Here is a 5,410-nt window from a genome sequence, read left to right on the forward strand (position 1 = left end):
CACCAACATGCCACCAACATGCTCGAGCGGCTCAACGAAGAGATCAGGAGACGCACGTATGTGGTGCGGATCTTCCCCAATGCCGCTTCATGCTGCCGGCTGGTGCGGGCTCTGGCGGTCGAGACGCACGAGAACTGGCTGGAAGCCCACCGCTACCTCAACATGGAGGATCTCAAGGAGCACAAGAAAAGCACTCTTCGCGAAGCCGCTTAGCCAGCCTGACCGGCCGCCCCGCTTTGCAGAACTTGACGCACACAATCACCTGGGAAGAACGCCGTCCTAGGAGGATCATATGGTACGCGCTGCTCGCCTGTCTGCACTCGCTTTTTCTGGTTTACTGCTCTCGTCCGTTGCGGCCTTTGCCGCTCCGAAGATCGTTCCCGGTCCGGGGCCAGATCCGGGCTGCTTCAAGCCGTGGAATGCCCAGACCAAGTATATGCAATGGGATAAGAAGCCGGGCCCCTACCGCATTGCCGTGGTGAACAGCTTCGTCGGCAATACTTGGCGCATCCAGATGATCCAGACCGCAAAGGCCTATGCCGAGCAGGCTGGCATGAAGGACAAGATCAAGGAGCTGAAGGTCGTCTCGACCGGCACCGACGTCGCCGCGCAGCTCGGCGCCATCGAGGACTTCATCAACCAAGGTTACGACGCCATCATCACCATTGCGGTGGCGCCCGAGGGCTTCGACCGCGTGATCCGGCTGGCAGATCGTAACAACGTAGTGATCGTACCCTTCGACAACGTGCTCGACACCGACAAGGTTATGCAGGTGAACGAGGATCAGCTAGAGATCGGCCGTCTCTCGGCACGGCATCTTCTGAAGGAGCTGGGTCAGAAGCGCGATGGCAAGATCCTCGAGGTGCGGGGCCTGCCCGGAAACTCGGTGGACCGCGACCGCCATCTCGGCTTCCGCGAGGTGATGGAGAAGGAGGGCAAGTTCCAGATCGTCGAGGTGGTGGGCAACTGGGATGACGGCACGGCCCAAAAGGCGACCGCCGATGCACTCGCCGTACACGGCAAGTTCGAGGCCGTGTTCACGCAGGGCGGCTCGACCGGATCCGTGCGCGCCATGATGGACGCGAAGCATCCCTTCGTGCCGATGGCGGGCGAGGGCGAGAATGGCTACCGCAAGCTCATCGCGCAGCATGCTGGCGAAGGCCTGAAAGGGTTTTCCTACAGCCAGTCTCCCGGCCTCGTGGCCATTTCCATGAAGGCCGCGATCTCGGCGCTCGAAGGCAACCCGATGCCTCAGCTCATCTCGGTGCCGATCCCGGCCGTCGATTACACGACCCTCAAGGACAACGTGAACTACTGGTCGAACCTCTCCGACAACTTCTTCGCGGCCAACGAATTTCGGGCCTGCGGCGTGAATGTGACTGCGCCTGAGATCATGGCGAAGGACGCCAAGAACACGCAGTAAGAAGAACGCGGCCAAAGCACCTCGGCTCCTGTCCTGACCTTCGCCCGGACGGGAGCCTCTTCCGAATACCGAAGGGGTTCCATGCTCGAACCTGCGCCCTTCTTCGCCCTTGAGAACATCTCCAAGCGCTATGGCGGTGTTCATGCCTTGCGCGACGTGGACTTCGCGTGCAGCCGCGGGTCGATTCATGCCGTCCTTGGAGAGAATGGCGCCGGGAAATCGACCCTGATGAAGATCATGGCGGGCGTCGTGCAGCCGGACGAGGGCCGCATGATTCTCGAAGGCGCGCCCGTCACGTTTCCGAACCCGTCGGCGGCGAACCGGGCCGGGATCGTGTGCATCTTCCAGGAGCTATCGCTCATGCCGGAACTCACGGTGGCCGACAACATCACCCTGTCGAGCCCTCCGCGCCGGTTCGGCTTCATCGACGGTCGCGCGCAGCGCCGGCGTTCGGAAGAACTCCTCGCCCGCATCGGCTGCGAGGACATCAACCCCTTGAGCCGCGTGTCGGATCTGCCGCTCTCTCGGCGGCAGATGGTCGAGATCGCGAAGGCGCTGGGCCGCAATCCGAAGCTCCTCATTCTCGACGAGGCGACCTCCGCGTTGACCCCCGCCGACGTGGATCGGGTCTATCGCATGCTCTTCGAGCTGAAGGCGCGCGACCTGAGCATTCTCTACATCTCCCATCGCATGCACGAGATCGAGGCGCTGGCGGACCGCTGCTCCGTGTTTCGCAACGGGCGGCATATCGAAACCTTCGCCAAGGGCACGCGTAACAATGACGAGATCATCGGCCTCATGATCGGCCGCGAGATCGAAGGGCAGTTTCCGACAAAGCCCAGGCGGCCCCGCCCGGCGCCCCTCATCACGATCCGGGATCTTTCCTGGGAGAAGCGTCTCAACGGCGTCGGGCTCGAGGCAGGACGCGGTGAGATCGTGGGACTGGGCGGCCTGGACGGCCAAGGGCAGAAGGAACTGCTGCTCGCGCTCTTCGGCGTGCTGCGGGGCGTTCGCGGCACGGTTACCCTTGAAGGCGAGCCCACGGCCGCGAATTCGCCGAAAGCCGCCAAGAGCGGACGGGCCCGGATGGCGCTCGTGCCAGAGGACCGCAAGAGCGAGGGGCTCATCCTCTCCATGTCGATCGCCGACAATATCTCCATGGCCTCGCTCGACCGTCTCTCGCACGGGATGTTCATCGATCCGGGTCGCACCCGACAGGCCGTCGAACGGGCCATCGAGCAACTGCGGATCAAGATCGGCAGCGCGGGCGATCCGGTCTCGACCCTGTCCGGCGGCAACCAGCAGAAGGTGGTGCTCGCCAAATGGCTCGCGACGGATCCCGACGTGATCCTGCTCAACGATCCGACCCGCGGCATCGACGTGGGAACGAAGCAGGAGATCTACCGGCTCATGCGCGAGCTCGCGGAGGAGGGCGCCTGCATTCTCTTCTACTCGACGGATTACGAGGAGCTGATCGGTTGCTGCGACCGCGTCGCGGTCATGTATGACGGCCGCATCGTCCGCGAACTCGAAGGCGATGCCATCACGGAGCGCAACCTCATCGCGAGCGCGCTCAACATCGCCGAACGGCGGGAGCCGGCCCATGTCTGACACGGTGCTCACGCCCGCCGCGGAGCCGCAGGAGAAGACCCGCCGCTGGGGCGAGGGCTTGAGCCTGCGCTGGCGGCAGCACACCGGCATCCTCGGCGCGCTTGCACTCTTCGTCGTGCTTTACCTCTTCTATCAGCTGAGCCATCCCCGCGGATTCACGGGGCAGATCCTGATCCAGAACGCCAACGAGGTCTTCGCCCTAGCGCTCGTGTCCATGGCGCAGACGGTGCCCGTGCTCATGGCGGGGCTCGATCTCTCTGTCGGCGCCGTGATGACCCTTGTGGGCTGCATCGCGAGCCACCTCGTCGATGGGAGCCCGGGCGAGATCGCGGCCGGCATCGCCGCCTGCATCGCCGCCGGCGCGGCGTGCGGCTTCGCCAATGGCTGCGTGGTCGTCTACGGGCRCATCCAGCCCATCATCGCGACGCTCGCCACGAGCGCGATCTACATGGGGCTCGCCCTCATCCTGCGGCCGACGCCCGGCGGCAAGGTGCACGAGGATTTGTCCTGGGCGGTCACGAGCGACTTGCGCGAGTTCGCGGCAACCTTCGGTCTCTTCGACAATGGCGAGGCGGTCTGGCTGCAACCCTTCGCGTGGATCCCGGTGCCGCTCGTCCTGCTTGCCCTGATCATTCTTCTGATCTGGGTGCCGTTCACCCGTTCCGTCACGGGACGCACGGTCTATGCGATCGGGTCGTCCGAGAGCGCGGCCTACATGTCGGGGCTGCCGATCAACCGGGCGAAGCTTGCGGCCTTCACGTTGGCGGGCCTCTTCGCCGGTCTCGGCGGCCTGTTCCTCGCCCTTCAGACCTCATCCGGCAATGCCGACATTCCGCAGGCCGGAGCCTATACGCTCAACTCCATCGCGGCCGTGGTCATCGGTGGCACCTCGCTTCTCGGCGGCACCGGCAGCGCCATTGGGGCCATGATCGGCGCGATGGTGCTGCGCACGATCTCCTTCAACTTCCGCATCTTCGACGTGCCCCCCCTTCTGCAGCCTCTATTTGAGGGGCTGGTGCTTCTTGCCGCGGTAAGCATCGGCGGACTGAAACTGCTGCGTCTCAAGAACAAGCTCGAGGTATTCCGGTGAGCAGAACGGCCGACGCGACTACCGCGCTACGGGGTCTGCATCTCGGACCGGACGACAAGCCCGTGGCCTTCGCGGCCGGGTTCGTCCTGCTCATCCTGCTGATCGGGACGGGGTACACGCTCTACACGCAAGGCAGCGCGCCCCTTCTGCACCCGCAATATCTGCTGCAGCAGCTTCAGGTGGGATCCTTCCTCGGGATCGTGGCGGCCGGACTCATGCTCGTCATCCTGCTTGGCCACATCGACCTTTCGGTGCCCTGGACCCTGACGGCCGCCGCCATGATGGCAACCGCCATCGGCGGCCCTTGGGCAATCCCGGTGGGAATTGGGGTCGGTCTTCTCGTCGGCATCGTCAATGGGCTCGGCGTCGCGTATCTGCGGGTACCGTCCATGATCTTCACGCTCGGCATGAATGCCGTGATGCGAGGCCTCATGGTGTCTCATACGGGCGGCTTCGCCCCGCAGACGGCAGCGACCGACCTGATGCAGTACCTTGCGGTCGCCCGCATTGGCGGCGTGATCCCGGTGGCGCTCCTCGTCTGGCTCGCTGTTTCCGTGGCCGTCGTGGCGATCCTCACGCGCACGACCCTCGGTCGCTCCATCTACGCCATCGGTAATCGCGAGCGGGCTGCCTATCTCTCGGGCATTGATACGAACTGCGTGATCCTCATCACCTTCGCTCTCTCGGGCGCGGCGGCGGGCCTTGCGGGCGTGTTGCTCGCCGGATATTCCACCAAGGCCTATCAGGGCATGGGCGATGCCTATCTGCTGCCGGCCATCGCCGCCGTTGTCATCGGCGGCACCAACATCCTCGGCGGACGCGGGCGCTATTTGGGCACTCTCGTGGGCGTCATCCTGATCGTGCTCTTGAACTCGGTCCTCTCCATCATGCAGATTCCTGAGGCTGGCCGCCAGATCATCTATGGCTGCGTCATCATCTCTATGCTGCTCGTCTATGGGCGCGGGGTCCGTGTAACTGGATGATGGTTGGCCGTTTGATCTCCTCGAAGGTTGAGAGAGTGCCAGAGGCTGTTTGCAATTTATCCGTAATCATCACCGCTGGGTTGAATTGGCCTTGCCCTACTGGCGAGCTCTGGCATCAAGCTGAAGGTCTGTTCCTGGCAGATTTCGTTGAAAAAGTCCTCGTGATTGGCGGCGGATCATGATTCCCTGATGAGGCATTCTCGGCAGGAGGATCGGGCCATGATGGGCGAGCGTCTCGTGGTGCAGGAGAGCCTGTTCTACGCGTTCCGGCTTGAGGACCATGTTCCGTCCGATCACCTGCTG

General features: G+C 63.7%; 5 protein-coding genes. All 5 read left to right on the forward strand.

All coding sequences use genetic code 11. The features are described 5' to 3' along the window. On the forward strand, positions 1-213 hold a 213-nt coding region (locus ACXJKO_RS29435; RefSeq protein ID WP_457094573.1), incomplete at its 5' end, for a transposase. 79 nt (positions 214-292) lie between these two features. Further along, positions 293-1,423: a sugar ABC transporter substrate-binding protein gene (locus ACXJKO_RS29440; RefSeq protein ID WP_457094574.1), complete on the forward strand. Its 1,131-nt coding sequence runs from the start codon at positions 293-295 to the stop codon at positions 1,421-1,423. A gap of 81 nt (positions 1,424-1,504) precedes the next feature. Next, a complete protein-coding gene (locus ACXJKO_RS29445; protein WP_457094575.1) occupies positions 1,505-3,034 on the forward strand; it encodes a sugar ABC transporter ATP-binding protein in 1,530 nt (509 codons plus the stop codon). Next, positions 3,027-4,124: an ABC transporter permease gene (locus tag ACXJKO_RS29450; RefSeq protein WP_457094576.1), complete on the forward strand. Its 1,098-nt coding sequence runs from the start codon at positions 3,027-3,029 to the stop codon at positions 4,122-4,124. The genes ACXJKO_RS29445 and ACXJKO_RS29450 overlap by 8 nt, the downstream gene beginning before the upstream one ends. Next, positions 4,121-5,107: an ABC transporter permease gene (locus ACXJKO_RS29455; RefSeq protein WP_457094577.1), complete on the forward strand. Its 987-nt coding sequence runs from the start codon at positions 4,121-4,123 to the stop codon at positions 5,105-5,107. Before ACXJKO_RS29450 ends, ACXJKO_RS29455 begins: the two co-directional genes overlap by 4 nt. The last annotated feature ends 303 nt before the right edge of the window (positions 5,108-5,410 follow it).

This window comes from Microvirga sp. P5_D2 (assembly GCF_054049475.1).

Bases quoted from the DNA above. Each gene is read 5' to 3' on its own strand.
- ACXJKO_RS29445 (WP_457094575.1), top strand. From the start codon at position 1,505: ATGCTCGAACCTGCGCCCTTCTTCGCCCTTGAGAACATCTCCAAGCGC.
- ACXJKO_RS29440 (WP_457094574.1), top strand. From the start codon at position 293: ATGGTACGCGCTGCTCGCCTGTCTGCACTCGCTTTTTCTGGTTTACTG.